We start from the raw sequence: 26,993 nt of genomic DNA, 5'->3' as shown, positions 1-26,993 counted from the left end.
CGGTGACCCGCACGCGCAGCCGCAGCACCTCAGTCCGCGAGGACGAGGGGCTGCGGCTGCCGCGTCCCCCGGGCGTTCTGCGCCGTTTCTGGGCGCGGCATCCGGTGTTCGCCGATGTCCTGATCACCCTCGTGTGCCTGTTGCTCTCGCTCGTGCCGGCCGGTGTCATCACCCGCGACCTTCCGATGCCCCTCGCCATCGGCGTCGCGATCCTGGTGCCCGCGTCCGTCGTCGCAGCCTGCGCCACGCTTCTGTGGAGGCGTCGACGGCCGCTCGTGCCGTTCGTCGCGTCCTTCGCACTCGAGGCCGGGTTCCTCTTCGCACTGCAGCCGATCGGCTCGCCGCTGCTGCTGGTCACCTGTTACTCGCTCGCGGTCTACCGATCCTCGCGGGCCGCATGGACGGGATTCGGCATCGCCCTCGGGTCGCTCGCCGCGCTCGGCGGACTGCTCACGCTCACCGGCGTCATCACTCTGCAGATCGCCGCGAACGCCGTCGTGATGTCGCTCGTCCTCGGGCTGATCGGCACTCTCGTCGGCGTGAACGTGGGTGGACGCAAGCGCTACCTCGCTGCCGTGATCGACCGCTCCCGTCAGCTGCTCGTCGAACGCGATCAGCAGGCGCAGCTGGCCGCGGCCGGCGAGCGCGCCCGCATCGCCCGTGAGATGCACGACATCGTCTCCCACTCGCTCACCGTGATCGTCGCACTGTCCGAGGGAGCGGCTGCCACCCCGGATCCGGGCCAGGCACGATCGGCGGCGTCCTCGGCCGCAGAGACGGCTCGCAGCGCACTCACCGAGATGCGTGCGATGCTCGGCGTCCTCCGGGCCGACGATTCGCCGCTGCCCCTCGCTCCGCTCGAGCCGACGCCCCCGCAGGAGACGGTCGCTGCGGCACAGCGAGCCGGCTTTCCGGTGTCGCTCTCGGTCACCGGGGCCGCCTCGCTCTCCCCCGCTCAGGCACACGCCGTCGGGCGCATCGTGCAGGAGGGCGTGACGAACGCCATGAGGCACGCACCCGCGGCGACGTCGATCGAGGTCCGACTCGTGCACGCCCCGGATGCGGTGACCATCGAGATCGTGAACGACGGTGTCACCGGCCCTGTCGGCTCATCGGGGTTCGGCCTGCGCGGGCTCGCCGAGCGCGCAGCGCACTCGGGCGGAACCATCGTCTCCGAACCCGTCGACGGCGGGCGGTGGATGCTGCGCGCAGAGCTCCCCATGACGCCACCTGACCTGCCAGACCACGACCCGAAGGACGGACCATGACCGAGCCGATCAGGCTGCTGCTCGTCGACGACCAGGCCCTCATCCGCGTCGGATTCCGGATGGTGCTCGACGCCGAGGACGACATGGTCGTGGTCGGCGAGGCCGCGGACGGGCACGACGCGATCGCCCAGGCGACCGAGCTGCGCCCCGACATGGTGCTGATGGACATCCGGATGCCGGGGCTCGACGGGATCGCCGCGACCGCGGCCATCGTCCGCGAGCACCCGCAGACCCGCGTCCTGGTGCTGACGACGTTCGATCTCGACGAGTACGCCTTCGGTGCGATCCGCGCCGGAGCGAGCGGATTCCTCCTGAAGGACGCACAGCGGCACGAGATGATCGCGGCGATCCGTGCGATTCACAGGGGCGATGCCGCGCTCTCGCCTCGGATCACGCGGATGCTGTTGGAGCACGTGACGCCGACGCTCGGTGCGACGCCCGCACCACAGGTCCATGCGATCGACGATCTCACGGCGCAGCTCACCGACCGTGAGCGCGACGTCTTCGTCGAGATCGCGCGCGGGCTCACGAACGCGGAGATCGCCCAGGCGCTGTTCGTCAGCGAGTCCACCGTCAAGACCCATGTGGGCAGGATCCTCTCAAAACTCGGATCCCGTGACCGCATCCACCTGGTGATTCTGGCGCACCGGCTCGGTCTCGTCGACGACGACGCTCTGCCCTCCGGCCCCTAGGTCGGGGTGGAGGGCATAGCGAGCGGTCTCAGGCCTTCGCCGGGGTCCACTCCGAGACGCGGTTCAGAGCGTCGACCTCGTCAGGGGTCAGCTCGAGACGCGCGCCGGCGAGGAGATCGGGAACCTGCTCGACCGTGCGGGCGCTCGCGATGGGGGCGGCGACCGTCGGCTGGGCACGCAGCCAGGCCAGCGAGGTCGCAGCGATCGAGGCTCCGTGCGCGTCACCGATCTCCTCGAGGGTGTCGATGATCCGCAGTCCCGCCTCGGTCGCGTACTTCGCCGCGCCGGAGGCACGCGGAGACGTCTGCCCTTCGACGTCGACCGAGCGGTACTTGCCGGTGAGGAAGCCGCTCGCCAGCGAGTAGTAGGGCACGAGGCTGAGGCCGAACTCCTGGGCCACCGGGATGATCGTCTCCTCGACGTCGTTCCGGTGCACGAGGTTGTAGTGCGGCTGCACGGCGACCGGCAGCGCGACTCCTGTGCGGCGGGCGATCTCGACCCACTCGCGGATGCGCTCTGCCGTGTAGTTCGACACCGCGACGTGGCGCACGAGACCGTCGGAGACGAGCTCGCCGAAGGCCGCGACCGTCTCCTCCAGCGGAACCGTCTCATCGTCGAAGTGCGCGTAGTAGAGGTCGATCGTGTCGACACCCAGGCGAGCGAGCGATGTTTCGGCGGCCCGGCGGACGTTCGACGCCGAGAGGCCCTTGTAGTCCGGGTGCTGGCTCACCTTGGTCGCGACGACGACGCCCTTCGGCTGGCGAGACGCGAGCCACTCGCCGATGATCGTCTCGCTCTCGCCGCCTGAGTTGCCGGGCACCCAGGCGCTGTAGCCGTCTGCCGTGTCGATGAAGTCGCCACCCCCGTCGACGAACGCGTCGAGCACCGCGAACGATGCCTCGCGATCGGCCGTCCAGCCGAATACGTTGCCGCCGAGCGAGAGCGGGAAGACGTCAAGGTCACTGTTTCCGATACGAGTCATACTCGGGACAACCCGTCACCCCCGCGCACTATTTCGTGTGTGACGTCGCGTGTCACTCGCCCCGGAGCACTCCTTCACCGGCTCCGCCTCGCAGCGCGTCCTCGGCGTGCACCCGCCGCTCGCCGGTGAGGCGCGGTAACTTGGTGACTTCACGCGGGGTCAGCTCGCTGCAACCTGCGGATGCTGCGCATGCCGCACAGCTGGACGCCTGCGACGGGAAAGGAACCGCCGGTGACTCGTTCTGTTCCGCCGCCTTCCGGACTCGTTCGAAGGCGACGGGGTGTGCGATGGCTGATCGCGCTCACTGCGACCGCCGTGGTCGTCATCGGGGCCCTCGTCGCCGTGATCGCCATAGGCCAGAGGCCGTGGCTCACCACCGACGTGACGATCTCCTTGAGCTATGTCGGCGACGACGGGCGAACCTACTCCTGCACATACGACTACAGCACGTCGGAACGCGTGCGGATGCCTGCCGACATCGCCGAGAGCATGAACGAACGTGACTGGTCCGACACAGGTCAGCTCATCTACGAATGGGCGAAGGACCATCCGGCGGAGCACTGGACGACAGAGGATGAACTGCCCGCCGACGACCCCGAATCGACGCGAGCGGACGCGTCGTGGGGCCTGGCCATGGACCGGTACGTCGAGTTCCCTCCATGGTTGATCGACACGGACGACGGTGGCGAGTACGCGCTGTGGTCGAGAGCACGACCGGGGAGCGATTGCGAAGACGGCCTGCGGTGAGCCTCTCGCCGCGAGGCGGAGGCATGGGCAAAGCTCCTCGCCCAGACACGAAGAAGGCCCGCGTCCCCGGTGCTGTCAAGGGGACGCGGGCCTTCGCGTCTGGTGCCGACTACAGGACTCGAACCTGCAACCCCCGTATTACAAGTACGGTGCGCTACCAATTGCGCCAAGTCGGCGGACGCCTCCCAGCTTAGCGATGGGCGGCGGGGGCCGACGAACTACGACGCGGGAGTCTCCGAGGGAGCGGGCTCCGTGGTCTCGGTGGGCGTCGGGGCCGGCGTCGGGGTCTCCGTGGCGTAGTAGGCGTCGCTGGCGACGGTGAGAACGAACTGCGAGAACTCGCTCGGGTCGTCGAGCGCGCCCACATAGGCCTCGCCGTTCACGACGATCATGGGAGCGGCGGTGAGCACGAGATCGTCCGAGCCGACGAGCGGGCCCTCGAGAGCGCGCGAGGTGGCTTCCTTCGCCCACGTGACGTAGTCCTGGTCCTCGATGCACGATCGGACGCTCTTCACGTTGTCCGAGCCGACTGCGCCGGCGATGTCGGCCAGCTGCGCATCCGAGAAGCCGTCGGTGTTCACCTCTGGCTGATCGTCGAGCAGGTCGTGGTTGAACGCGTAGAACTGCGCGGGCGAGTGCGTGGCGACGCAGGCCGCGGCTGCCGCGGAACGCAGCGAGTACTTGGTGCCGTTCGAGCTCGCGGTGAGCAGGGCGACCGGGTGGTAGGTGACGGTGGCCGCTCCCTCGGAGATCCAGTTGACGAGCTGACGCGCGTTCGCGCGCTCGAACTCGCCGGCATCCGGCGACAGGTAATCGACGTAGATGTGGATGTCGACCGTGCTCGAGGTGGTGGGCTCCGGGGTCGGCGTGGCCTCGCCACCCGCTTCCGTCTCTCCCGGGCTCGGGGGTGCGACGGTCGAATCCGACATCGCGGACGCACTGATGTCCGAGACGAGGATGCCGTCGTCGTCCATGCCGCCCGGCGTGAGCTGGGGCTTCGACACCTGCGCCGAGACGGCGAGGGTGATGGCGGTGCCGATGGCGCCCACGGCGACGATGGCGATCGCGCCGAGGATGATCCGTCGCATCACGCGCGCCCTCGACTGCTGGGCGTGCACCTTCTGGGCCTTCTCCCGCACGGCCTCACGCGTGTTGCGAGGGCTGGGGACGTTCGGCGTCTCGTCGCTCGACATCGTTCCTCTAGACAGTCTCAGGGGGGCAGGGTGGCCCCGGACGCCACTCGGGCGGCGAACGCCGCGAAAGGCGGCCGAGATCGATGTTAACCAGCCAGGCTGAGAAATACCCAGATGGACGAGCTTCTGCCATACTGATTCCGACCCGATGAGGGGTCACGGTGGATCGCTCCGCCGCTCTATCACTACGGATCGTCCGGCACGTACCTGCCGGTGAAGGAGAAACACAATGGCATCTGTGACTTTCGACGAGGCCACCCGCCTCTACCCCGGCGGAACCCGCCCGGCTGTCGACAAGCTCAACCTCGAGGTCGCCGACGGCGAGTTCCTCGTCCTCGTCGGCCCGTCCGGCTGCGGAAAGTCCACCTCGCTTCGCATGCTCGCCGGCCTCGAAGAGGTCAACGCAGGGCGCATCCTGATCGGTGACCGCGACGTCACCGACGTGCCGCCGAAGGACCGCGACATCGCGATGGTGTTCCAGAACTACGCGCTGTACCCGCACATGACCGTCGCCGAGAACATGGGCTTCGCGCTCAAGATCGCCGGCGTCGGCAAGGAAGAGCGTGCGACCCGCGTTCTGGAGGCCGCGAAGCTGCTCGACCTCGAGGAGTACCTGACCCGCAAGCCGAAGGCCCTCTCGGGTGGTCAGCGTCAGCGTGTCGCCATGGGCCGTGCGATCGTCCGTCAGCCCCAGGTCTTCCTCATGGACGAGCCGCTGTCGAACCTCGACGCCAAGCTCCGCGTCCAGACCCGTACGCAGATCGCGTCGCTGCAGCGTCGTCTCGGCGTCACCACGGTCTACGTCACGCACGACCAGACCGAGGCGCTCACCATGGGCGACCGCATCGCCGTGCTCAAGGACGGCCTGCTCCAGCAGGTCGGAACGCCGCGCGACCTGTACGAGAAGCCCGAGAACGTGTTCGTCGCCGGCTTCATCGGCTCGCCTGCCATGAACCTGTTCAGCGCAGACCTGGCTGAGGGCGGTGTGCGCTTCGGCACCGAGGTCGTCCCGCTCGACCGCGACACGGTCGGCCGCGCCAACGGCTCGCAGGTCACCGTGGGTGTGCGCCCCGAGGACATCACCGTCGGCCCGGCCGACGGCAAGGGCCTCTCGGTCGTCGTCGACCTCGTCGAGGAGCTCGGCGCCGACGGCTACCTCTACGGTCACACCGAGATCAACGGCAAGCGCGCCGACCTGGTCGCTCGTGTCGACGGCCGCAGCCACCCCAACGCCGGCGAGACCGTCACCCTCGCGGCGAACGCGGGCCACGTGCACGCGTTCGACATCGAGTCGGGCGTGCGCCTGAACGACAAGCCGATCGTCTCCGCCTGATCGGATCCACGGACGCGGCGCGGGCTGACTTCGGTCGCCCGCGCCGCTTCTTCTTTTCCCCCACCGACTGGAGAGACATGCAGGATGCGCTGCGGATCACCGCGAGCTCGATCGATCCGGGACTGCTCGCGCTGCCCTGGTCGACACCGCTCGCCAAGTGGCCGTCCGAGTTGATCGTGTCGCTCCCGAAGGGGCTCTCGCGCCATCTCGTGCGGTTCGCCGATCTGTCGGGCAAGGTCGTCGCCGTCAAGGAGACGACCGATGAGATGGCGAGGCGCGAGTACGAGATGCTCGGCAACCTCGCCAGGCTCGACGTGCCCTGCGTCGACCGCGTCGCAGTGATCGCCGGGCGCTCGGATGCCGACGGCGAACCGCTCGCTGCCGCCCTCGTCACATCGCACCTGCGGTTCTCCATGCCCTACCGTGCGCTCTTCACCCGCGTGCTGCGCCCCGACACCGCCACGCGTCTCGTCGACGCCCTGGCCGTGCTGCTCGTGCGCCTGCACAACGTCGGCTTCTACTGGGGCGACGTGTCGCTGTCGAACACGCTCTTTCGCCGCGACGCCGGTGCGTACGCGGCCTACCTCGTCGATGCCGAGACCGGCGAGCTGCACGAGGAGGGACTGACCGACGGCCAGCGCGCCTACGATCTCGACCTCGCCCGCACCAACATCGCCGGCGAGATCATGGACCTCGCCGCCGGCGGGCGCCTGGAGCACGGCGTCGATGCGGTCGCGATCGCCGACGGCATCGTCTCGTCATATCGCTCGCTGTGGGCCGAGTTGACCGCGCAGGAGTCTTTCGCCTCTGCCGAGACCTGGCGCATCACCGAACGTGTCGAGCGTCTCAACGCCCTCGGGTTCGACATCGATGAGATGTCGATGTCGACGACCTCCGACGGCACCGTCGTCGAGATCCAACCCAAGGTCGTCGACGCGGGACACCACCAGCGTCGCCTGATCCGTCTGACCGGCCTCGACGTCGAAGAGAACCAGGCTCGACGCCTGCTCAACGACCTCGATGAGTTCCGCGCGCGCTCCACCAAGCAGTGGGCCGACGAGGAGATGTACGCGCACGAGTGGCTGACCCGCGTCTTCGAACCGGTCGTCCGTGCGATCCCCTGGGAGCTGCGGGCCAAGCTCGAACCCGCCGAGGTGTTCCACCAGGTCCTCGAGCACCGGTGGTACCTGTCACAGGCCCAGGGACGCTCCGTTCCGCTCGCCGAGGTGCTGACGAGCTACATCAACGAGGTGCTGCGGCACCGCCGCGACGAGGCGACCATCATGGGCCCGCCCACCGAGACGATGAGCCTGCCCGTCGTCACCGGCACGAATCCGGTCGCCGATGACGACGACGAGGTCGACTGGCGCGACCTGGTCTGACCGTGCAGCCTCAGTAACCGACCGTGAAGCGCTCGCGGTGGTGGTTGCCCTGCTCGATCTCGTCGACCACGGCGACGGCGAAGTCGCCACCCGAGATGAACGACTTGCCGTCGGCGTCGCGCACGATGACGTCGCCGCCATCGCGGTAGTGACCGGTGCGCTCGCCCTCCGCCCAGGGTCCGAAGACCTCGGCGGGGTGGATGAAGAACCAGTCGAGCGAGTCGTCGGTCTGCTCCAGCAGCGCGAGCGAGTCGATGCCGACCTGCGCCTCGTGCTTGTACTCCTCCGGGAAGCCCTGGTCGAAGAGTCGCGGCCCTCCGGGGGCGATCAGGCTTCCGCCCGCGCCGCCGACCACGCCGAGGCGCGTCTCGGTGCCGCTCAGCTTCTCGACGAGGCCGCCGAGCGCATCGAGCACCGAGTTCTCCATGTCGCCGCGAGGAGACAATGCCGACACGACGGCGTCAGCACCGTCGAAGACGTCGCCCAGGCTCGCGAGGTCGAGCACGGACCCCTGGACGTTCTGCGCACCCTCGACCGGGTTCGACGGTGCGGAGCGAGAGACCGAGACGACCTCGTGCCCGCGGCTCACCGCCTCCGAGACGATGTGGCGTCCGGCATAGCCGGTTCCCCCGAGCACGACGATGCGAGCCATGAGCTTCTCCCCTACTTCTTCGCGTTGCGGATGGTCGACACCTGGTACAGCGCGACCGAGGTCGCGATACCGGCGTTGAGCGACTCGGTCACAGCAGAGATCGGGATCGACACGATCTGGTCGCAGGTCTCGGCGACGAGGCGCGACAGGCCCTTGCCCTCGGAACCGGTGACGATCACGACAGGACGGTCTGCGAGCTGCAGCTCGGGCAGCAGCACGTCGCCGTCGCCGTCGAGGCCGAGCACGAACACACCCTGCTTCTTGAACTCCTTGAGCTGCGTCGTGAGGTTCGTCGCGAGAGCGACCGGCACACGCGCTGCCGCGCCGGCGCTGGTCTTCCAGGCCGCGGAGTTCACACCGGCCGAGCGACGCTGCGGCAGGATGATGCCGTGGCCGCCGAAAGCACCGGTCGAGCGGATGATCGCGCCGAGGTTGCGCGGGTCGGTGATGCCGTCGAGGGCGACGAACAGCGGAACCTCGCCCTTGTCGATCACTGCCTCGAGCAGATCCTGCGGGTGGGCGTACTCGTAGGGCGGAACCTTGACGGCGACGCCCTGGTGCACTCCGTCGTACCCGGCCATGCGGTCGAGCTCCTGGCGCGTGACCTCGAGCACCGGGATGCCGCGGTTGGTCGCGAGCGACAGCATCTCCTTCACGCGGTCGTCCATCTCGACGCGCTGCGCGATGTAGAACGCCGACGCGGGGATCTTCGCACGCAGAGCCTCGAGCACCGAGTTGCGGCCGGTGACGACCTCGACCTCGGTGGTGTTGTCCTTCGCGCGTGCCGAGCGGTTGGGGTTGCCGCCGGCGGTCTGACGCTGCCCCGGCTTGCCCTTTCCACCGGACGCCGCATAGCGCTCGGCCGCGGCCTTGCGCTTGCCGGCAGGGTGCCATGCGCGGTCCTCGGCCTTGGGGGTCGGTCCGCGGCCCTCGAGCGCCTTGCGCCCGAGTCCGCCTGTGCCCTTGCTCGGGCCCTTCTTCTTGCCCTTGCCCGCTGAGGGGTTGCCTGGCTTAGCCATCGATACTCCAATGAGTTCCGGCCGGAGAGTCCTCCAGCGTGATTCCTGCGGCGGCGATCGCATCACGAATGCGATCGGCCGCCGCCCAGTCCTTGTCAGCGCGCGCCTGCGCACGCTGCGTGATCATCGTCTGCACGAGCGTGTCGAGAGCGGACGCCTGCGCGTCGCCGCCTCCCGACGCCTCACCGACACGATCGAATCCGAGCACGTCGAGCATCGCGATGACCTCGTGCCTCGCCGAGGCCGCACCGTCGATGTCGCCCGCGTCGAGCGCCGCGTTGCCTGCGCGCACCGTGTCGTGCAGCACCCCGAGCGCCTGCGGAATGCCGAGGTCGTCATCCATCGCGGTCGCGAAGGCGTCGGGCATCGGGGTGGGCTCCGCCCAGCCGATCGCCCGGGGGAGCATGCGCTCCGCGCGTTCGACGAACGTGCGGATCCGCCCCAGCGCCGCCTCGGCCTCGGTCCACGACGACTCCGAGAGGTCGAGGCTCGACCGGTAGTGCGCGGCGGCGAGCGCGTAGCGCACGACCTGCGGGTCGCGTTCGGCGAGCACATCGCGAGCGAGCGTGAAGTTGCCGAGGGACTTCGACATCTTCTGCCCGCCCACCGTCACGAGGCCGTTGTGCACCCAGTACCTCGCGAAGCGGTCTCCGGCAGCGGTCGACTGCGCGAGCTCGTTCTCGTGGTGCGGGAAGCGCAGATCGAGGCCGCCGCCGTGGATGTCGAACTCGGGGCCGAGGTAGCGCTTCGACATCGCCGAGCACTCGATGTGCCAGCCAGGGCGGCCCGCGCCCCAGGGAGACTGCCACGTGGCATCCGCCTGCTCATCGACCTTCGCGCCCTTCCAGAGCGCGAAGTCCTGAGGGGTGCGCTTGCCTCGGGGGTCGGCGTCCTCCGCTGCCTCCATGGCGTCGATCGACTGATTCGTCAGTGAGCCGTAGTCCGACCACGAGCGCACGTCGAAATAGACATCTCCCGAGCCGTCCGGCGCAGGGTACGCGTGACCGCGCTCGATGAGGGTCGCGATGATCTCCTGCATCTGGGGCACGGAGGCCGTCGCGCGGGGCTCGTAGGTCGGCGGAAGGATGCCGACTCCGGCATACGCCGCGGTGAACTCCTGCTCCATCCGGTACGCCAGCGCCCACCAGGGCTCGGTGTCGGTCGCGTTCGCGAGCACCTTGTCGTCGATGTCCGTGACGTTGCGCACGAACGTGACCCGGCCGTACCGGTGCGTCAGCCAGCGTCGCAGCAGATCGAAGCTCAGAGCTGCGCGGACGTGCCCGATGTGAGGGCCCGACTGCACCGTGGGTCCGCAGACATACATCGTGACGTTCTCGGGATCGAGAGGCACGAAGTCGCGCAGCTGCTGTGCGCGGGTGTCGTAGAGGCGGAGAGTCACCGCACAAGCTTACCGGGCCGCCGATCCCGTTGACTGGGTGTGACCCCGGGCCCTCGAACCGCCTCGCCGACCCTCAGTCGACCGGGAACACCTGCCCGGTCTGCACTCCGAGCACGCTCTTCGCGTACGCCTGTCCGACGCGGTGCGACGACACGGGCACGAAGCCGGGGAACGACGAGTGATACGACGGCGCATCCTCGAGCACCGACGGGCTCACGGCGTTGATGCGGATGCCGCGGGGCAGTTCGGTGGCCGCCGCGAGCACGAAGGACTCGACGGCCCCGTTCGCGAACGACGCGGCGGCGCCCGCCGCGATGGGCTCACGCGCGAGGATGCCGGAGGTCAGGGTGAACGACCCGCGGTCGCGCACGAACGACGTGCCGATGCGCACGACGTCGAGCTGCGACAGCACCTTGCCGCGGAAAGCGGATTCGTAGTCTCCACGGGTCAGCCCGTCGAGGGGCCGGAACGGCACCTCCCCCACCGCGACGATCACGGCATCGACCTGGCCGACTGTCGCGAACAGGCGTTCGACGGAAGCCGGATCCGTGACGTCCACCGAGGGCTCACTGCTGCGCGACGCGGCGATGATCTCATGACCGTCCAAGGCGTGGACGGCGGTTCGTCCGACCTGACCGCCGGCTCCGATGACGAGAATCCTCATGACGCCTCCTTCTCCGCATGCGACTGCCGCACGACGATGCCCCACAACGACGGCGGATGCCGACGCATTCCCCGATGCCGTCCGCAGCGTCAGGTCGGGTGGACCATGGCGACCGCGGTCACCGCGATGCCCTCACCGCGCCCGGGGAACCCCAAGCCGTCGGTGGTGGTGGCCGTGACCGAGACCGGCGCGCCGCCGAGTGCCGCCGAGAGCACCCGCTCAGCCTCGGCACGGCGGCCGCTGAAGCGCGGTCGATTGCCCTGGAACTGCACCGACACGTTGCCGATCGCATAGCCCGCTTCGTGGAGGAGCTCGCGGGTGCGGGCGAGGAAGACCTCTGCGTGAGCGCCGGCGTACTCGGGGTGCGCGGTGCCGAAGTGCTCGCCGATGTCGCCGAGCCCTGCGGCGCCCAGCAGGGCATCGACCATCGCATGGGCCACGGCGTCGCCGTCGGAGTGACCCGAGAGCGCTCGCTCGCCCGGCCATTCGATGCCGGCCAGCCACAGGTTGCCGTCTCCGCCGAACGCGTGCACATCCGTGCCGAGCCCGACCCGGGGTCCGGTCCATGTGGAGTCCGGTGCGGAGTCCGGCACGGACGTCGGCGTCTGCACGTCCGCCAGCAGATGACGGGCGCGCTCGAGGTCGGCCGGCGTGGTGATCTTGAATCCGCGAGGCGACCCGGCGATCTGTCGCACGAGATGCCCGGCCGCCGCGAACAGCGCCGCATCGTCGGTGTACTCGATGCCCGACGCGGCCGCCGCTTCGTATGCGGCCTCGAGCAGAGCCCGCGGGAACCCCTGAGGAGTCTGCGCCGCGGCGAGCTCGGAGCGATCGACCGGCGCGATGACGGCATCCCCCTCGACCCGCTTCAGCGTGTCGACGACCGGGAGCGTCGGGATCACCCCGCTCTCGCCGTCGATGGCCGCCGCCACCGCATCGATGATCTCGGGGGGCGTCAGAGCGCGCGCCGCGTCATGAACGAGCACTCGCGTGACATCGCCCCACAGCGCTGCGAGACCGGCGGAGACGGACTCCTGCCGCGTAGCCCCGCCCGTCACGACCCTGCCGAGATCGATGCGGTCGCCGGCGGCTGCGCGGACCTCGGTCTCGGCATCGCCCTCGAACCCGGCAGGCGCGACGACGATGACCTGGGCGGGGGCGGCGGCGAAGACGCCGTCGAGCGCGTGGCGGAGGATCGAATGCGTGTCGATGCCGACGAACGCCTTGGGCGCTCCGGCATCCAGTCGGGTGCCGGAACCGGCGGCGACGACGATGATCGCGGTGTCAGGAACGGGAAGGATGCTCACCAGGTTCACGTTACCGGCGCGCACGAAAAAAGGCGGATGCCGAAGCACCCGCCTTCTCTCAGTCCACTCAGGACGCGAGGACCTCGTCGAGCAGTGCGCTCGCCTTGTCCTCGTCGGTCTTCTCAGCGAGCGCGAGCTCGGAGATGAGGATCTGACGCGCCTTGGCCAGCATCCGCTTCTCACCCGCAGACAGCCCGCGGTCCTGGTCACGACGCCACAGGTCGCGCACGACCTCGCTCACCTTGATGACATCGCCGGAGGCGAGCTTCTCGAGGTTCGCCTTGTAACGACGCGACCAGTTGGTCGGCTCTTCGGTGAACGGCGCGCGAAGCACCTCGAACACAGCGTCGAGGCCCTCTCGGCCGATGACATCGCGGACCCCGACGAGATCGACGTTCTCAGCGGGCACCTCGATGATGAGGTCCCCCTGGGTGACGTTGAGCTTCAGGTATTTCTTCGCCTCACCCTTGATGATGCGCTCCTTGACCTCGATGATGGTCGCAGCGCCATGGTGCGGATAGACGACAGTTTCGCCAACCTCAAAAAGCATAAAAACTTGTCCTTTCGGCAACCTCAAGGATACCACAGGGGGAATGCGCTAAGGTTCGCGCCTCCACGTCCTCAGGGGGCACCCCGCATGCGCATAGAATGGATGCGGATATCCCGTCGGACCTCAGGAGGACCCGTGAAATCGCGCCTTGTTGCGTCTGCCGCCATCAGCGCCCTCGTTCTTCTCGGCGCGACCGGCTGCACGTTCATTACGCCGCAGTCGACGGAGGTCCAGTACTCGGCCTCGGACGGCGTCAACGTCTCGGACTCGGACGGCCCGATCGACGTGCGCAACGCGTTCATCGTCGCGAACGAAGACGGCTCCGTCGGCAACTTCGTCGCCGCCGTTGTGAACCCGACCACCGAGAAGGCCACGCTCACGATGACGATCGAGGGGCTCGACCCGTTCACCGTGTCGGTGCCCGCAGGCAAGACCGTCAGTTTCGGCGCCGACGAGGAGCCGCTGCGCATCGAAGACCTCGACACGATGCCCGGTGCGACGATCGAGATCCACTTCCAGTCGGGTGACGGCGCCGGCACCAAGACCGAGGTCCCGGTTCTCGACGGCGCGCTGCCGTACTACGCCGACCTGGTGCCCAGCGCCACGAAGTCGACCCCCACGCCCGAGCCGGTCCCGTCCGACACGGCCGCCCCCGCTCCCTCGGAGTGATCCGGCGCACACGCTGAAGAAGAGGCCGTCACCCCCGGGGTGACGGCCTCTTCTGTACGGCGCTGGGGCTCAGCCCTCGAAGCGGTAGCCGAGGCCCCGGACGGTGACGAGCATGACCGGCTCGCCCGGGTTCTCCTCGATCCGCGAGCGGATGCGCTTGATGTGCACGTCGAGGGTCTTGGTGTCGCCGAAGTAGTCGCTGCCCCACACCCGGTCGATCAGCTGGCCGCGCGTGAGCACGCGACCCGAGTTGCGCATGAGCACCTCGAGAAGTTCGAACTCCTTCAGCGGCATGTTGATCTGCTGACCGGCGACCGTCACCGTGTGGCGGTCGATGTCGAGTGAGACGCGGCCGCCGTCGAGCACGCGCTCGTCGAGCTCGCTGTCGGCCTGGACCACGCGGCGCAGCACAGCACGCATCCGAGCCAGCAGCTCACGCGACGAGTACGGCTTGGTGACGTAGTCGTCGGCGCCGAGCTCGAGCCCGACGACGATGTCCACCTCCGAGTCCTTGGCCGTGACCATGATGATCGGCACGGCAGAGGTCGAGCGGATCTGCCGGCACACCTCGGTGCCCGGCATGCCGGGCAGCATCAGGTCGAGGAGCACCACATCGGCGCCGCGCTCGCGGAACGCGGTCAGCGCCCCCGGGCCGTCCTCGGCGATCTCGACCTCGTACCCCTCTCGGCGCAGCAGATAGGCGAGCGGGTCGGCGAGGTCGGGCTCGTCTTCGACGAGAAGGATGCGGGTCATGCGTTCTCTCCGTTTCGGACGCGAGCTGCGGCCTTCGCCGCCTTGCGCTCGCGCTTCTTCTTGTTCTTCTTGTCCCTGTCGATACTCGGGGGAGCATCGATCGTGGGAAGCCTGATGGTGAAGGTCGAGCCTCGTCCGGGGCGCGACCAGAGGCGCACCTCGCCACCGTGGCGCTGTGTGGCGTGCTTGACGATCGAGAGTCCGAGTCCGGTTCCGCCGGTGCGGCGCGACCTCGCCTCGTCTGCACGGTAGAAGCGCTCGAAGATCCGCTCTCGATCCGCCTCCGCGATGCCGATGCCCTGGTCGGACACCGCGATCTCGACGACACCGTCGTCGGCCTTCACTCCGATGCCGACGCGGGACCCCTTCGGGGAGTACACGATCGCGTTGGCGATGAGGTTGCCGAATGCCTCGATCAGGATCTGCGAGTCACCGCGCACCCAGACTCCCCGGTCGCCGCCGCGAGCGAGCTCGACCCCGGCCGAGTCGGCCTGCACGACATGCGCCTCGAGGGCGGTCGCCAGCACCTCGTCGATCGAGACGGGGCGCACGTCCGACAGCGCGTCGTCGGTCTGGAGCCTCGACAGACTCATGATGCGGCCGGTCAGCTGACCGAGACGAGCGGCCTCGGCCGAGATCCGGGTGGCGAAATGGCGCACCTGCGCAGGATCGTCCGCCGCGGACTCGATGGCCTCGGCCAGCAGGGTCACCGCCCCGACGGGGGTCTTGAGCTCGTGGCTGGTGTTGGCGACGAAATCGCGGCGCATCTGATCCAGGCGCTCCTGCTCGGTGACATCGCGGATGATCAGCAGGGTCATGCGGGGGCTGATCACACTCGCGCGTGCCGAGACGAGTCGGGGATCGAGGCTGAGCCCGCCCCGTGTGATGCGCAGGGATTCGGTCGCCGAGCCGCCGTCGTTGCGGCCGCCGCGCACGAGCTGACGCAGCTCGGGATTCTCCAGCGGTGCTCCCACCTCTATGCCGAATCGCGTGGCTGCTTTGGAGACGGCGAGCACGAGCCCCGAGGAATCGACCACGCAGGCTGCGTCGTCCATGCTGCCCAGCACCGCGGTGACGCCCGCCGGAACGGCGAGTGACGTCTCGTCGGCGACCCGTGCCCTGGCGCGGTACGCCCAGGCGATGAGAAGCGATAGGCCGATGCCGATCACGAGGCCGACGGCCAACGCGAGCAGCGCGATCTGCGGCAAGGTCATAACCACAGCGTAGAGTGCGTTCACCGCCGGATCGGCGGGTTCTCCTGTGCTGGCAACAACGCGAGAAGTACTATTCACGTGCTGGGCACCGTTCGTTAACCTTCGAAGCAGACAATCGCTTTCGGGCCTGTGCGGGAGCGCGGACCTCTCCTCCCGCGCGGACGACCCAGCCGTCTCGCGCTGTCACCACAGTCGAGACCCGAATGAAAGGTTGCGCCCACATGCGCGAAGTCTTCCACCAGTCCCTCGAGGACCTGCAGTCCCGTCTCGTGGAGATCGCCGACCTCGTCACGGTCTCGATCGACAAGGCGACGCGTGCGTTCGCCACCAGCGACGTCGAGCTCGCCGAAGAGGTCATCGCCGACGACGCGAAGATCGACGAGCTGGCGGTCAAGCTCGACGAGCAGGCCATCGAGATCCTCGCCCGTCAGCAGCCCGTCGCCCGCGACCTGCGCATCGTGGTGATCGCGCTGCGTGTCAGCGCCTCGCTCGAGCGCATGGGCGACATGTCAGAGCACATCGCCCAGCTCGCTCGCCTCCGCTTCCCGGAGCGCGCGATCCCGAAGGGTCTCAAGGGCACCTTCACCAAGATGGGCGAGCTCGACGTCGAGATCTCGCGCACTCTCTCGGAGCTGCTGCGCACCCAGGACCTGCGCCTGGCCGACACCATCCGCAACACCGACGATGACATCGACGAGCTGCACGCCAGCGTGTTCGAGAAGGTGCTCAGCGACAACTGGAAGGGCGAGGCGACCGCGACGGTCGACGCCACGCTCGCCAGCCGCTACCACGAGCGCTTCGCCGACCACGCCGTCGCCGTCGCCAAGAAGGTCGTGTACCTCGCGACCGGTGACTGGCGCGTCGAAGAGGAGGACATCCCCCTCGCGGCCGAGCAGCAGCGCGAGTTCGGTCACGCCTGAGGCGTCACGACAGAGAAGAAGGGGGCGGATGCTGACAGCATCCGCCCCCTTCGTCGTCCGGTGCTACTTCTTGCCCTGCGCAGCCACGGCGGCGGCGCCTGCGGCAGCGGCCTCGGGGTCGAGGTAACGACCGGGGCCGGTCGGGACGTTGTTCTCGTCGAGCTCGTAGACCAGCGGAATGCCGGTGGGGATGTTGAGTTCGGCGATGTCGTCGTCGCTGATGCCCTCGAGGTGCTTCACCAGGCCGCGCAGCGAGTTGCCGTGGGCGGTGACGAGAACCGTCTTGCCGGCCTCGAGGTCGGGGACGATCGCGTCGTTCCAGTACGGCAGCAGACGGTCGATCACGAGCTTCAGCGACTCGGTGCGGGGCACCTCGCCGTCGATGTCGGCGTATCGCACATCGCCGACCTGGCTGAACTCGCTCTCATCGTCGAGCAGGGGCGGCGGCACGTCGAACGAGCGACGCCAGAGCTGGAACTGTTCAGGGCCGAACTCCTCGAGGGTCTGCGCCTTGTCCTTGCCCTGCAGGGCGCCGTAGTGACGCTCGTTGAGGCGCCACGAGCGCGTCACGGGAATCCACAGGCGGTCGGCTGCGTCGAGCGCGATGTTCGCGGTCTGGATCGCACGGCTGAGCAGAGAGGTGTGCAGCACGTCGGGAAGGATGCCGGCCTCGGCCAGCAGCTCGCCGCCGCGCTGAGCCTCCTTCTTTCCCTGCTCGTTGAGGCGGACGTCCACCCAGCCGGTGAACAGGTTCAGTTCGTTCCACTCGCTCCGGCCGTGACGGAGCAGGATCAGGGTGCGCTTCGAAGTCATGACGTCAGTTTATCGGCGCAGCTCGACGCGTCCACGCCCGTGCCCTGCGAGGATTGACGCATGGCGTCATCTCCTCTCGGTCGGCCGACCCGCGGCACAACCGGGACGAACCGGCTGCGCCGCAACGATCGATGGATCGCGGCGAGCCCCGCGTTCCGCCGAGCCGAAGACCCGCTGGTGATCGACCTCGGCTACGGCGCCAGCGGCGTGACGGCGTTCGAGCTCGCGACCCGTCTGCAGCGCGTCCGCGCGGATGCCGAGGTGCGTGGCCTCGAGATCGATCCGGAGCGAGTGGCCACCGCGAACCGCCAGCTCGCCGAGGTGCGGGCTGCGCGCACGCCCTTCTCACCCGACCTTCGAGTCTCGTTCGCCCGTGGAGGGTTCGAGGTGCCGCTGCCGGCCGGACGCCGACCCGCAGTGATCCGGGCCATGAACGTGCTGCGGCAGTACGACGAGGGCGACGTCGCGAGCGCCTGGCGCACCATGTCGACTCGGCTGTCTCGTGACGGGCTTCTGGTCGAAGGCACCTGCGATGAGATCGGGCGCGTGTCGAGCTGGGTCGACGTGGGCCCGACGGGGGCGCCGCTGCGATTCACGATCTCGCTCCGACTCGCCGACCTCGAACATCCGAGCATCGTCGCAGAGCGCCTGCCGAAGGCTCTCATCCACCGCAACGTGCCTGGCGAGCGGATCCACTCCCTGCTCGTCGACCTCGACCGCGAATGGGACCGTGCAGCACCGCTGTCGACTTTCGGCGCGACGCAGCGGTTCCTGGCCGCGGTCGCGGCGCTCCGGGATCAGGGGTGGCCGGTGCTGGGCGGCAAGACCAGGTGGCGACTGGGCGAGCTCACGCTCCCCTGGGATGCGGTGGCTCCGCTCCCCTGACGGGTGCTTCCCTGACGGGTGGGCCCTGCACGCCTCGCTCAGCCCGCCTGACGGGGATCCGGGGCACTGGGGCGACGGGACAGCCGGGTGAGGCGCGGGATGTCGGCCATGGCACCCGCATCCGCCGGCACGATGACCTGCTGGGTCGCGGCGATGTCGGCGCCCTCGGCTCGGACGACGAGATCGCCCACCGGTGTGCGACGAGACAGGATCGCGAGCGCGATCGGGCCGTCTTCATGGTGTCTGGCGACGGAGGTGATGTGCCCCACCTCGCCGTCGCCGGCGAAGACCGCATCGCCGACTGCCGGCAGCACCGCCTCGCTGCCGTCGAGGTGCAGCGCCGCGAGCCTGCGAGGCGGGTGTCCGAGGTTGTGCACCTTGGCCACCGTCTCCTGGCCGCGGTAGCACCCCTTGTTCAGGTGCACCGCGGTGCGGATCCAGTCCGATTCGTGGGGCAGCGAGCGCTCGTCGACCTCGGCCGACCACCGCGGACGCCAGGCGGCGACGCGCAGTGCCTCGGCGGCGAGGAGCCCTGCCACCTCTTCGGACGACAGGGTCGCGGCGAGCGCGTCAGCGGCGTCCGTCGTCGCGATCGCCACCCTCCACGCGAGCTCTGCGCCCGGGTGATCGGTGACCTCGGCGTACTGATGACCACCCGCGCTCACGCGCTGCCAGGGGTCGGCCCAGATCAGCGGAGCGCCGGACGGAGCGGATGCGGCAGCAGTCGCCCGCTCAGCCGCCGCGCCACCGTCGACGAAGCCGAGCAACGCCAGATCGGGGCGCACAGCCACGGTCGCCTGGGTGCGGAACTTCATGCGCGTCAGCCAGGTCGCGAGTGCCTCCGCGTCGTCGGTGTCGGCGATCAGCCAGGTCGACGAGCCGTCGTCGACGACCCCTGCCGCGTGCTCGACGCGCCCCTGAGGGTCGAGCACCAGCAGCTCCGTGCTCTCGCCGGCAGCGAGTCGCCCCACGGACTGAGAGGTGATCGAGTCCAGCCACCCCAGCCGTTCGGGACCGGCGACTTCGATGACCGTCCGGTCGTCGAGCGGAACCAGGGCCGCGCCGTCTGCGAGACGACGCTGCTCGCGGAAGGCGTCGCCGAAGTGCGCGATCCCGTGCTCGGCGATCACAGCTCCCGGGAGGTCGGTGAATCCGGTCATGTCAGACCTTCGCGAGTCGAGCGGAGGCGTGAGACCGCATCGGCGTGCCGAGAGCCGCGATGTCCCAGGCCCAGAGAAGGTGGTTGTCGACCAGGCCGTACATCCGCGTGGCTGCGCCGTACTCCTTGGCCCCGGCTCCGCGCACGATGGCGTCGGACGCGATGTCGATACGCGGACCGTTGATCTCGCCGAGGTAGAGCTCGAGCGTCCCGTCGGCGTGGGCGATCGAGACCTCGATCGGGAAGCCGCCTGAGGGAGCGCGCAGTTCCTCCACGTCGTCGACGCTGCGCACGACCTGCTCGGCGCGCGGCGGCAGCAGTGCGGGGCCGGCGTCGGAGTCGGAGGCCGGCCGGGACAGACGCCAGTAGCCGCTCTCGGCGACGAGCGGGATCGAGACGGCGCCGTCTTCGCCCGCCATAATCGCCGTCGCGGAGTAGTTCAGGAAGGGACCGCCGTCATGGCTGAAGCTCACCCGGTGGGTGAACTCGCCCTGCAGACGGTCGTCGCCGACCGGATAGTCGATGACCCCGGTGCCCTCCCAGACGCCGATCAGCCACGAGAGCGGCGCGAGGTCGGCCGAGAGATCGGTGGGCAGCTCGAGCACGATGCTCAGCGCTGGCCGCGGAAGAGGTTCCGCAGCACGACGACCGAGACGAAGGCGATCGCGAGGCTCGCCAGGCCCAGAAGGCCGATGAAGAAGAGTTCGAGCGCCATGAGGTCCATGGCCTCCACTTTACCCTCCAGCAGGCCGGGTGTCTCGTCCGCTGATCAGGTGACGAGAGCGGCGAGGCCGAAGCCGACCGAGATCACGCCCATCAGCAGCAAGGCGCCGATGGTGCTGGCACCCACGCGGAAGATGAAGCCCTGCGTGCGCCCGTACTGCAGCTGCACGGCGAAGGAGAGGAGCACGATCGCGCCGAAGACCACGAGCAGCCACGGCACTCGCCACTCCTCGGCGACGAAGATGCCCACGCCGATCGAGGCGACGAAGGCGACCGCCCAGACGATGAGCACGCCGACGAAAGCATTACGCGGTGCGAGCGCTGGATCCGTCATGACTCCATTGTGACCCATCGGCGCCCGGTATCATTGCGGCACGGCGTACCCCGCCGTCCGGAAGGAGTGCGTGTGGCCCAGGTCCTGGTGTTGACCAATGCTCCGGTCTCGGAGCAGGTCCTGCCCGCACTCGAGCTCCTCAGCCATCGAGTGCGCCAGATCCCGGCCGAGCCCGCCCAACTCGTGAGCGCCCCCGAATACGACATCGTGATCGTCGACGGGCGTCTCGACCTCGTCGGCGCGAAGTCGCTCTGCCGCCTGCTGCGAGCCACCGGTCAGGATGCGCCGCTGCTGCTCGTCGTGACGGAGGGCGGGATGAGCGCGCTGTCCGGAGACTGGGGCATCGACGACGTGCTCCTCGCCACCGCCGGCCCGGCCGAGACCGATGCCCGCGTGCGGCTCGCCCTCGCCCGCCGGGACGAGGTCGCAGAGCCGACGCGCGTGCAGGCCTCCGGCGTCACGATCGACGAGCAGTCGTATTCGGCGAAGCTCAGAGGGCGCCCGCTGGACCTCACGTACAAGGAGTTCCAGCTCCTGCACTTCCTCGCCACGCACCCGTCGCGGGTGTTCACGCGCGAGCAGCTGCTCAGCGAGGTGTGGGGCTACGACTACTTCGGCGGCACCAGAACCGTCGATGTGCACGTGCGACGCCTGCGGGCGAAGCTGGGCGACCAGGAGCAGATCATCGGCACGGTCCGCAACGTCGGCTACCGATTCAACGTGTACGACGAGGAGACGGTCGCCGCATCGCGGTGACGCACGCACCGTCAGTTCACACGCGCGTCACCTCACGGTGCTTAGATGTACCCCATGATCGATCCCGCACTCGCCGACGCAGGTCTCGGTGACGCTGAAGATGACGACTTCGATGCCGTCGAGTCCCCCGACTCGCTCCTCCCCGACCACCGCTACCACGATCGCGAGCTGAGCTGGCTCGCTTTCAACCAGCGCGTGCTCGAACTCGCGGAGGATCCGTCGCTCCCCGAACTCGAGCGTGCGAACTTCCTCGCCATCTTCGCGAGCAACCTCGACGAGTTCTTCATGGTGCGCGTCGCCGGACTCAAGCGCCGCATCCTGACCGGTCTGGCGGTGCCCACCAACATCGGCCGCTCCCCCGCCGACGCCCTCGCCGACATCGCCCGTGAGGCGCACGCGCTGCAGCTGCGTCACGCCGACGCCTGGAAGTCGCTCGTGCGTCCGGCGCTGGCCGAGTCCGGCATCGAGATCACCGAGTGGGCCGAGCTCACCGACGAGGAGCGAGCCAAGCTCTCCGAGTACTTCGGCGCCCAGGTGTTCCCCGTGCTGATGCCGCTCGCGGTCGACCCGGCGCACCCGTTCCCGTACATCTCCGGGCTGTCGCTGAACCTCGCCATCCGCATCCGCAACGCCCGCACCGGGCGTCAGGAGTTTGCGCGCCTCAAGGTGCCGCCCATGCTTCCCCGATTCGTCGAGGTTCCGGGCTCCGGCGAGATCAAGCGCTTCCTCACGCTCGAAGAGCTCATCGCGAACCACCTCGGCGATCTCTTCCCGGGCATGGAGGTCCTCGACCACCACGCCTTCCGCCTCACCCGCAACGAGGATGTGGAGATCGAGGAGGACGAGAGCGAGAACCTCATCCAGGCGCTCGAGGCCGAGCTGCTCCGCCGCCGCTTCGGTCCGCCGATCCGCCTCGAGATCACCGACGACATGGACGAGGTCACGATGGACCTCCTCGTGCGCGAGCTCGAGATCACCGACCAGGAGATCTATCGACTCCCCGGACCGCTCGACCTCCGAGGTCTCTTCGACCTGTCGCGCATCGATCGCCCGGATCTCCGCTACCCGCCGCATCTTCCGACCACGGCGGTCGCCTTCCAGCCGACCGGGAGCAACACCCGAGCCGACATCTTCAAGGCGATCCGCAAGTCGGACGTGCTCGTGCACCACCCGTACGAGTCGTTCACCACGAGCGTCGTCTCGTTCCTCGAGCAGGCGGCGCGCGACCCGCACGTGCTCGCGATCAAGCAGACTCTCTACCGCACCTCGGGCGACAGCCCGATCGTCGAGGCGCTGATCGACGCCGCCGAAGCGGGAAAGCAGGTGCTGGCGCTGGTCGAGGTCAAGGCCCGCTTCGACGAGGCGAACAACATCGTCTGGGCGCGCAAGCTCGAGAAGGCGGGCGTCCACGTCGTCTACGGCCTCGTCGGACTCAAGACCCACTGCAAGCTCGCGCTCGTCATCCGTGAGGAAGACGGGGTGCTGCGTCACTACTCGCACATCGGCACGGGCAACTACAACCCGAAGACCAGCCGCATCTATGAGGACTTCGGGCTGTTCACCACCGACGCCCAGGTCGGCAAGGATCTCACGCGCCTGTTCAACGAGCTCAGCGGATACGCGATCGAGAAGAAGTTCAAGCGCTTGCTCGTCGCGCCGCTCCACCTGCGGAAGGGCCTCGTGCGCCAGATCGACCACGAGCGCCGCAATGCCGAGAACGGCAAGCCGGCGAGCATCCGCATCAAGGTGAACTCGATGGTCGACGAAGAGGTCATCGACGCCCTGTACCGCGCGAGCGCCGCCGGCGTGAAGGTCGACGTGTGGGTGCGAGGCATCTGCAGTCTGCGCACCGACCTCGAGGGGATCAGCGACAACATCACCGTCCGCAGCATCCTCGGTCGTTACCTCGAGCACTCGCGCATCTTCGCGTTCCACAACGACGGCGACGCGCAGGTGTACATCGGCAGCGCCGACATGATGCACCGCAACCTCGACCGCCGCGTCGAGGCGCTGGTGCGCGTCACCGACCCCGGTCACATGAAGGACCTGCTCGACTTCTTCGACCTCGCCATGGACCCAGGAACCACCTCGTGGCACCTCGGCGCCGACGGCGTCTGGACCCGGCACGCCACGGATGCCGCAGGCAAGCCGCTCATCGACCTGCAGGACAAGACCATGGGGTTGGTCCAGCGACGCCGTCGCGCACGGGCGGTTCGATGAACGACGATTCGAGCACCAGAGCAGCACGGTCGAAGTGGACGGACAAGGCCGTGTACGCGGCCGGCGCGGTCGTCTGGCGACTCATCGACGGCAAGCTGCGGATCCTTCTGATCCATCGCACCAAATACCGCGACGTCACGCTTCCCAAGGGCAAGGTCGACCCCGGTGAGATGCTCGCCGAGACGGCTGTGCGGGAGGTGCACGAAGAGACCGGCATCCGCGTCTCGCTCGGAGTCCCCGTCGGTGTGAGCCGCTACCATCTGCCCTCCAGCAAGCAGAAGGTCGTGCACTACTGGGCGGCCGAGGCCACGTCCGACGCGATCCGCGCCTCGACGTTCGTGCCGAATCGCGAGATCGCCGCGCTCGAATGGGTCAGCGTCAAGAAGGCGCGCGACCGGCTGAGCTACCCGGTCGACATCGAGATCCTCGACTTCTTCGCTCAGCTCGTCGATGACGGCGTGCTGCGCACGTTCCCGATCATCGCCCTGCGCCACGCGAAGGCGCTCTCGCGCGGCGACTGGGACGGAGCGGATGCCGAACGTCCTCTGACCGATCGAGGCCTGAATCAGGCGAAGTCGATCGTCGGCCCGCTGCGGGCCTTCGGCGTGCGCAAGATCATCACGAGTGATGCCGTGCGCTGCATGCAGACCGTGACCCCGCTCGCGAAGGCCCTCGATCGGAAGACCGTCACCACGCCGAAGATCAGTCAGGACGCGTGGGAGGACGGCGAAGACGATCTGCGTTCGATCGTCGGTCGCCGCGTGCGGTCGGGCAAGCCGGCAGTGCTGTGCAGCCATGGCCCTGTGCTCCCGGGAATCCTGACCGAGATCGCCCTGGCCACCGGAACCGTCCGCGGCTCCTATGTCAGCAGCGCGGCCGACCTCGAACCGGCCGCCTTCTCGGTCGCGCACCTCTCGGCCTCCAACCCGGGGTCGGGGATCATCGCGATCGAGACGCACATCCCCAAGGTCTAGCGCGCTGCGAAAGACGACGAAAGGCCGCATCCGTCAACGGATGCGGCCTTTCGCATGCCCCAGAGAGACGCGCGCCGTTCACCTGCCGTTCACCTGCGCGGGAGAGTCTCGTTAACCGCCGCACATAGCGTCACTGTGTGCCCTGCACCGGGCCCCACCACATCAAAGATCGAAGGATCCACAGTGAAGATCTCCCGAATCGCACGTATCGGCGCCGTCGGCGCCGTGGCCGCTCTCGCCCTCGCCGGCTGTGCCGCGAACGAAGGCGGAACCGGCGGAACCACCGACGCGCCGAGCGAATCCACTCTCTCCGGCACCATCGAGGCCACCGGAGCCTCCTCGCAGGAAGCAGCCCAGCAGTCCTGGGTCGCCGCATTCCAGACCGCCAACCCCGACACCACGGTGAACTACACCGCGACGGGTTCGGGCACCGGCCGCGAGAACTTCATCGCCGGTTCGTCGAACTTCATCGGCTCCGACCGCGCGTTCAACGCCGACGAGCTCGCCGCGGGCGGCTTCGGCTCGTGCGCCTCCGACGAGATCGTCGAGATCCCCGTCTACATCTCCCCCGTCGCCGTCGCGTTCAACCTCGAGGGCGTCGACGAGCTGAACCTCGACGGCGAGACCATCGCCAAGATCTTCGCGGGCACCATCACGAAGTGGAACGACGACGCGATCGCCTCGCAGAACGAGGGCGTCGAACTGCCCGACCAGGCCATCGTGACCGTGCACCGCTCCGACCCCTCGGGCACGCAGGAGACGTTCACCAAGTACCTCAGCGCCGTCGCCCCCGACGTGTGGACCTACGAGCCCAGCGACGAGTGGCCGCTGCAGACCGGCGAGGCCGGCGACGGCACCTCGGGCGTCGTCGACGCGATCACCAACGGCTCCGGCTACATCGGCTTCGCCGACGCGTCGCGCACCTCCGAGCTCGGACAGGTCGCCGTCGAGGTCGAGGGCGAGTACGTCCCCTACTCGGCAGACGCCGCGGCCGCGCTCGTCGAGGCGTCGCCGCTCGAGGAGGGCCGCTCGGACCACGACCTCGCGTTCGCCGTCGACCCGGCCGCCGCACCCGCCGGCTCGTACCCGATCGCACTCGTGTCCTACCTCATCGGCTGCGTCGAGTACGACGACGCCGAGACCGCCGGCCTCGTGAAGGCGTACTTCCAGTACGTCGCATCGGCCGAGGGTCAGGATGCCGCAGCCGAGGCCGCGGGCAGCGCGCCGATCTCGGACAGCCTGCGCGACCAGATCAGCACCGCGATCGACGCGATCGTCACGGAGTGACCGAAGGCTCAGCCCACCGCTGAGCCCCGGTCCGACGCCCCCGGGTGTCGGTCGAGAGGACTCGACCGACACCCGGGGGCACCCGCATGAAAACCCCCGAAAGTCCCTCAGAGCCTGGAGTCGCTCCGATGTCCACAACCACAACGGGTCCCGATACCACCCGTTCAGCCGGGACACCCCCCAAGCTGCGTCGACGGGGAGACCTCGTCTTCTCGGGCACCGCGCTGGCCGCGGGAATCATCATCCTCGTCACGCTCGCCGCCGTGGCCCTGTTCCTCATCGTGCAGTCGATCCCCGCGCTCTCGGGAGACACGAGCGGCAACCACATCCTCGAGGGTCAGTCGTTCCTGTCCTGGGTCTGGCCGTTCGTCTTCGGAACGCTGTGGTCGAGCTTCATCGCCCTCGTGATCGCCGCTCCCATCGCTATCGGCATCGCGCTGTTCATCTCGCACTACGCCCCGCGGCGCCTCGCCGGGTTCCTCGGCTACATCATCGACCTGCTCGCGGCGGTCCCGTCGGTCGTCTTCGGCCTCTGGGGAGCCCTCACCTTCGCCCCGATGCTCGTGCCCTTCTACAAGTGGCTCAACGAGAACCTCGGCTGGATCCCGATCTTCAGCGGCACGCCCTCGGGCACGGGAAAGACGATCCTCACCGCATCCCTCGTGCTCGCCGTCATGATCCTGCCGATCATGACCGCGATCTGCCGCGAGGTGTTCCTGCAGACGCCGAAGCTCCACGAGGAGGCGGCGCTCGCGCTCGGGGCCACCCGCTGGGAGATGGTCCGCATGGCCGTCCTGCCCTTCGCACGCAGCGGAATGGTGTCGGGCGCCATGCTCGGCCTCGGACGCGCGCTCGGCGAGACCATGGCCGTGACCCTCGTGCTCTCGCCTCTCGGCATCGTCACGTTCAACCTGATCAACCCGGAGAACCCGACGACGATCCCCGCGATCATCGCGCTGCGGTTCCCCGAGGCCCACGACGAGGGCGTCAACACGCTCATCGCGGCGGGTCTGATCCTCTTCATCGTCACCTTCGCGGTCAACTTCGTGGCCCGCTGGATCGTCTCGCGCCGTGCTGAGTTCTCGGGAGCCAACTGAC

General features: G+C 68.6%; 27 protein-coding genes and 1 tRNA gene. 13 read left to right on the top strand and 15 right to left on the bottom strand.

Annotated features, from left to right (window positions below; genetic code table 11):
- Nucleotides 1-2 precede the first annotated feature (2 nt).
- Nucleotides 3-1,268, top strand: coding sequence for a sensor histidine kinase (locus RU09_RS09100; RefSeq protein WP_052492915.1), 1,266 nt, complete (start codon nt 3-5; stop codon nt 1,266-1,268).
- Entirely contained in the window at nt 1,265-1,960 is a 696-nt protein-coding gene (locus tag RU09_RS09095) for a response regulator (RefSeq protein WP_042539788.1), read from the top strand. The genes RU09_RS09100 and RU09_RS09095 overlap by 4 nt, the downstream gene beginning before the upstream one ends.
- 28 nt (nt 1,961-1,988) lie before the next feature.
- Here the strand turns inward: RU09_RS09095 and RU09_RS09090 are convergent, their stop codons facing one another.
- Nucleotides 1,989-2,942, bottom strand: coding sequence for an aldo/keto reductase (locus tag RU09_RS09090; protein WP_042539785.1), 954 nt, complete (start codon nt 2,940-2,942; stop codon nt 1,989-1,991).
- Nucleotides 2,943-3,224: 282 nt separating this feature from the next.
- On the opposite strand from RU09_RS09090, the gene RU09_RS09085 reads away from it, so the two are divergent.
- Nucleotides 3,225-3,689 (top strand): hypothetical protein, encoded by a 465-nt coding sequence (locus RU09_RS09085; RefSeq protein ID WP_231567499.1) that lies wholly within the window; start codon nt 3,225-3,227, stop codon nt 3,687-3,689.
- Between the two features lie 100 nt (nt 3,690-3,789).
- Here the strand turns inward: RU09_RS09085 and RU09_RS09080 are convergent.
- Together RU09_RS09080 and RU09_RS09075 are read right to left on the bottom strand one after the other, a co-directional pair.
- Nucleotides 3,790-3,865 (bottom strand) — tRNA-Thr (locus RU09_RS09080).
- A 42-nt stretch (nt 3,866-3,907) separates the two neighbouring features.
- The gene (locus RU09_RS09075) at nt 3,908-4,882 is read right to left on the bottom strand and encodes a DsbA family protein (protein ID WP_042539781.1); all 975 of its coding nucleotides are present in this window, start codon (nt 4,880-4,882) and stop codon (nt 3,908-3,910) included.
- Nucleotides 4,883-5,111: 229 nt separating this feature from the next.
- Here RU09_RS09075 and RU09_RS09070 point away from each other — a divergent pair, with 229 nt between their 5' ends.
- Nucleotides 5,112-6,215 (top strand): ABC transporter ATP-binding protein, encoded by a 1,104-nt coding sequence (locus RU09_RS09070; protein WP_042539779.1) that lies wholly within the window; start codon nt 5,112-5,114, stop codon nt 6,213-6,215.
- Between the two features lie 77 nt (nt 6,216-6,292).
- On the top strand, nt 6,293-7,597 hold the full coding sequence (locus RU09_RS09065; protein WP_042539777.1) for a DUF4032 domain-containing protein: 1,305 nt from the start codon (nt 6,293-6,295) through the stop codon (nt 7,595-7,597).
- A 10-nt stretch (nt 7,598-7,607) separates the two neighbouring features.
- Here the strand turns inward: RU09_RS09065 and RU09_RS09060 are convergent, their stop codons facing one another.
- From RU09_RS09060 to RU09_RS09035, 6 genes are all read right to left on the bottom strand, one after another.
- Entirely contained in the window at nt 7,608-8,249 is a 642-nt protein-coding gene (locus RU09_RS09060; RefSeq protein WP_042539774.1) for an NAD(P)-dependent oxidoreductase, read from the bottom strand.
- Nucleotides 8,250-8,260: 11 nt separating this feature from the next.
- Nucleotides 8,261-9,268 (bottom strand): 23S rRNA (guanosine(2251)-2'-O)-methyltransferase RlmB, encoded by a 1,008-nt coding sequence (gene rlmB / locus RU09_RS09055; protein WP_042539772.1) that lies wholly within the window; start codon nt 9,266-9,268, stop codon nt 8,261-8,263.
- Nucleotides 9,261-10,667 carry a cysteine--tRNA ligase gene (gene cysS / locus RU09_RS09050; RefSeq protein ID WP_042539770.1) on the bottom strand — a complete coding sequence of 469 codons (1,407 nt, stop codon included), beginning with the start codon at nt 10,665-10,667 and terminating at the stop codon, nt 9,261-9,263. Before cysS ends, rlmB begins: the two co-directional genes overlap by 8 nt.
- A 73-nt stretch (nt 10,668-10,740) precedes the next feature.
- Entirely contained in the window at nt 10,741-11,331 is a 591-nt protein-coding gene (locus tag RU09_RS09045) for a short chain dehydrogenase (protein ID WP_042539768.1), read from the bottom strand.
- Nucleotides 11,332-11,420: 89 nt separating this feature from the next.
- Entirely contained in the window at nt 11,421-12,638 is a 1,218-nt protein-coding gene (gene ispD, locus RU09_RS09040) for a 2-C-methyl-D-erythritol 4-phosphate cytidylyltransferase (RefSeq protein WP_042539875.1), read from the bottom strand.
- Between the two features lie 67 nt (nt 12,639-12,705).
- On the bottom strand, nt 12,706-13,188 hold the full coding sequence (locus tag RU09_RS09035) for a CarD family transcriptional regulator (protein ID WP_042539766.1): 483 nt from the start codon (nt 13,186-13,188) through the stop codon (nt 12,706-12,708).
- Between the two features lie 135 nt (nt 13,189-13,323).
- Here RU09_RS09035 and RU09_RS09030 point away from each other — a divergent pair, with 135 nt between their 5' ends.
- Complete coding sequence (locus tag RU09_RS09030; RefSeq protein ID WP_042539764.1) at nt 13,324-13,857, top strand: hypothetical protein; 534 nt, start codon at nt 13,324-13,326, stop codon at nt 13,855-13,857.
- A gap of 69 nt (nt 13,858-13,926) precedes the next feature.
- Here the strand turns inward: RU09_RS09030 and RU09_RS09025 are convergent, their stop codons facing one another.
- Both RU09_RS09025 and RU09_RS09020 read right to left on the bottom strand, forming a co-directional pair.
- Complete coding sequence (locus RU09_RS09025) at nt 13,927-14,610, bottom strand: response regulator transcription factor (RefSeq protein ID WP_042539762.1); 684 nt, start codon at nt 14,608-14,610, stop codon at nt 13,927-13,929.
- A complete protein-coding gene (locus RU09_RS09020) occupies nt 14,607-15,824 on the bottom strand; it encodes a sensor histidine kinase (RefSeq protein WP_042539760.1) in 1,218 nt (405 codons plus the stop codon). The genes RU09_RS09025 and RU09_RS09020 overlap by 4 nt, the downstream gene beginning before the upstream one ends.
- A gap of 221 nt (nt 15,825-16,045) precedes the next feature.
- Between RU09_RS09020 and phoU the strand changes: the two genes are divergently transcribed.
- Entirely contained in the window at nt 16,046-16,744 is a 699-nt protein-coding gene (gene phoU, locus RU09_RS09015) for a phosphate signaling complex protein PhoU (RefSeq protein ID WP_042539758.1), read from the top strand.
- A gap of 63 nt (nt 16,745-16,807) precedes the next feature.
- Here the strand turns inward: phoU and RU09_RS09010 are convergent, their stop codons facing one another.
- A complete protein-coding gene (locus RU09_RS09010; RefSeq protein WP_042539756.1) occupies nt 16,808-17,557 on the bottom strand; it encodes a phosphoglyceromutase in 750 nt (249 codons plus the stop codon).
- 60 nt (nt 17,558-17,617) lie between these two features.
- Here RU09_RS09010 and RU09_RS09005 point away from each other — a divergent pair, with 60 nt between their 5' ends.
- Nucleotides 17,618-18,442, top strand: a complete 825-nt coding sequence (locus tag RU09_RS09005) for a class I SAM-dependent methyltransferase (protein WP_042539753.1) — start codon at nt 17,618-17,620, stop codon at nt 18,440-18,442.
- A gap of 38 nt (nt 18,443-18,480) precedes the next feature.
- Here the strand turns inward: RU09_RS09005 and ygfZ are convergent, their stop codons facing one another.
- From ygfZ to RU09_RS08985, 3 genes are all read right to left on the bottom strand, one after another.
- On the bottom strand, nt 18,481-19,602 hold the full coding sequence (ygfZ, locus tag RU09_RS09000) for a CAF17-like 4Fe-4S cluster assembly/insertion protein YgfZ (RefSeq protein WP_042539752.1): 1,122 nt from the start codon (nt 19,600-19,602) through the stop codon (nt 18,481-18,483).
- A 1-nt stretch (nt 19,603) separates the two neighbouring features.
- The gene (locus tag RU09_RS08995) at nt 19,604-20,206 is read right to left on the bottom strand and encodes an FABP family protein (protein WP_042539751.1); all 603 of its coding nucleotides are present in this window, start codon (nt 20,204-20,206) and stop codon (nt 19,604-19,606) included.
- A 164-nt stretch (nt 20,207-20,370) separates the two neighbouring features.
- On the bottom strand, nt 20,371-20,658 hold the full coding sequence (locus RU09_RS08985) for a hypothetical protein (protein WP_042539747.1): 288 nt from the start codon (nt 20,656-20,658) through the stop codon (nt 20,371-20,373).
- A 72-nt stretch (nt 20,659-20,730) separates the two neighbouring features.
- Here RU09_RS08985 and RU09_RS08980 point away from each other — a divergent pair, with 72 nt between their 5' ends.
- The 5 genes from RU09_RS08980 (at nt 20,731) to pstC (ending at nt 26,992) form a co-directional block, all read left to right on the top strand.
- Complete coding sequence (locus RU09_RS08980) at nt 20,731-21,414, top strand: winged helix-turn-helix transcriptional regulator (protein ID WP_042539745.1); 684 nt, start codon at nt 20,731-20,733, stop codon at nt 21,412-21,414.
- A gap of 54 nt (nt 21,415-21,468) precedes the next feature.
- The gene (locus RU09_RS08975) at nt 21,469-23,634 is read left to right on the top strand and encodes an RNA degradosome polyphosphate kinase (protein ID WP_042539743.1); all 2,166 of its coding nucleotides are present in this window, start codon (nt 21,469-21,471) and stop codon (nt 23,632-23,634) included.
- Entirely contained in the window at nt 23,631-24,608 is a 978-nt protein-coding gene (locus RU09_RS08970; protein ID WP_042539741.1) for an NUDIX hydrolase, read from the top strand. The genes RU09_RS08975 and RU09_RS08970 overlap by 4 nt, the downstream gene beginning before the upstream one ends.
- Nucleotides 24,609-24,791: 183 nt before the next feature.
- Nucleotides 24,792-25,895, top strand: a complete 1,104-nt coding sequence (pstS, locus tag RU09_RS08965) for a phosphate ABC transporter substrate-binding protein PstS (RefSeq protein WP_042539739.1) — start codon at nt 24,792-24,794, stop codon at nt 25,893-25,895.
- Nucleotides 25,896-26,023: 128 nt separating this feature from the next.
- Nucleotides 26,024-26,992 (top strand): phosphate ABC transporter permease subunit PstC, encoded by a 969-nt coding sequence (gene pstC, locus RU09_RS08960; protein ID WP_042539737.1) that lies wholly within the window; start codon nt 26,024-26,026, stop codon nt 26,990-26,992.
- The last annotated feature ends 1 nt before the right edge of the window (nt 26,993 follow it).

Source organism: Microbacterium sp. MEJ108Y, assembly GCF_000834175.1.
In the GTDB taxonomy this organism is placed as follows: domain Bacteria; phylum Actinomycetota; class Actinomycetes; order Actinomycetales; family Microbacteriaceae; genus Microbacterium; species Microbacterium forte.
This window is presented reverse-complemented; position numbering and strand designations above follow the sequence as displayed.

Coding starts and splice junctions, on each gene's coding strand:
- RU09_RS09045 (WP_042539768.1), bottom strand. CDS start 11,331: ATGAGGATTCTCGTCATCGGAGCCGGCGGTCAGGTCGGACGAACCGCC.
- RU09_RS08985 (WP_042539747.1), bottom strand. CDS start 20,658: ATGACGGATCCAGCGCTCGCACCGCGTAATGCTTTCGTCGGCGTGCTC.
- pstC (WP_042539737.1), top strand. CDS start 26,024: ATGTCCACAACCACAACGGGTCCCGATACCACCCGTTCAGCCGGGACA.
- rlmB (WP_042539772.1), bottom strand. CDS start 9,268: ATGGCTAAGCCAGGCAACCCCTCAGCGGGCAAGGGCAAGAAGAAGGGC.
- RU09_RS09005 (WP_042539753.1), top strand. CDS start 17,618: ATGGCGTCATCTCCTCTCGGTCGGCCGACCCGCGGCACAACCGGGACG.
- RU09_RS08970 (WP_042539741.1), top strand. CDS start 23,631: ATGAACGACGATTCGAGCACCAGAGCAGCACGGTCGAAGTGGACGGAC.
- RU09_RS09060 (WP_042539774.1), bottom strand. CDS start 8,249: ATGGCTCGCATCGTCGTGCTCGGGGGAACCGGCTATGCCGGACGCCAC.
- RU09_RS09095 (WP_042539788.1), top strand. CDS start 1,265: ATGACCGAGCCGATCAGGCTGCTGCTCGTCGACGACCAGGCCCTCATC.
- RU09_RS09090 (WP_042539785.1), bottom strand. CDS start 2,942: ATGACTCGTATCGGAAACAGTGACCTTGACGTCTTCCCGCTCTCGCTC.
- RU09_RS09075 (WP_042539781.1), bottom strand. CDS start 4,882: ATGTCGAGCGACGAGACGCCGAACGTCCCCAGCCCTCGCAACACGCGT.
- phoU (WP_042539758.1), top strand. CDS start 16,046: ATGCGCGAAGTCTTCCACCAGTCCCTCGAGGACCTGCAGTCCCGTCTC.
- RU09_RS09065 (WP_042539777.1), top strand. CDS start 6,293: ATGCAGGATGCGCTGCGGATCACCGCGAGCTCGATCGATCCGGGACTG.
- RU09_RS09025 (WP_042539762.1), bottom strand. CDS start 14,610: ATGACCCGCATCCTTCTCGTCGAAGACGAGCCCGACCTCGCCGACCCG.
- ygfZ (WP_042539752.1), bottom strand. CDS start 19,602: ATGACCGGATTCACCGACCTCCCGGGAGCTGTGATCGCCGAGCACGGG.
- RU09_RS09035 (WP_042539766.1), bottom strand. CDS start 13,188: ATGCTTTTTGAGGTTGGCGAAACTGTCGTCTATCCGCACCATGGCGCT.
- RU09_RS09020 (WP_042539760.1), bottom strand. CDS start 15,824: ATGACCTTGCCGCAGATCGCGCTGCTCGCGTTGGCCGTCGGCCTCGTG.
- RU09_RS09070 (WP_042539779.1), top strand. CDS start 5,112: ATGGCATCTGTGACTTTCGACGAGGCCACCCGCCTCTACCCCGGCGGA.
- RU09_RS09010 (WP_042539756.1), bottom strand. CDS start 17,557: ATGACTTCGAAGCGCACCCTGATCCTGCTCCGTCACGGCCGGAGCGAG.
- RU09_RS08975 (WP_042539743.1), top strand. CDS start 21,469: ATGATCGATCCCGCACTCGCCGACGCAGGTCTCGGTGACGCTGAAGAT.